This is a genomic window from Shewanella electrica, assembly GCF_022321485.1.
Taxonomy (GTDB): Bacteria; Pseudomonadota; Gammaproteobacteria; order Enterobacterales; family Shewanellaceae; genus Shewanella; species Shewanella electrica.
Map to the genome: position 1 here is coordinate 1 of NZ_JAKOGG010000454.1, position 258 is coordinate 258.

Sequence of the window (258 nt, forward strand, 5' to 3'; positions counted from 1 at the left end):
CGTTAATCACTTGTTTTTCCAAGTTATGGCTTTGGCGCAGCGTACGGCTGACCACTTGGTTGGCGTGTTCCATCAAGTATTTCAGCAGTTGGCCAATTTCATCTTTGCTGGTGATCGGCAGTCATATTCGACGCCTAATGCAATCCGCATACACTCCCCCTTTCAATCTAAGGTCAACAGCTTTTTTCGTGTTAATTCCCGCTTTTAAGCCGTTCGCTTATATTGTCAATCCTTCAATTGTCGCAAGCGCAAAAGGTG

At 45.3% G+C, this 258-nt stretch carries 1 protein-coding gene; it reads left to right on the forward strand.

What is annotated here, in order from left to right:
• On the forward strand, window positions 1-208 hold a 208-nt coding region (locus L9G74_RS21190; protein ID WP_238898735.1), incomplete at its 5' end, for a hypothetical protein.
• Window positions 209-258: the final 50 nt, after the last annotated feature.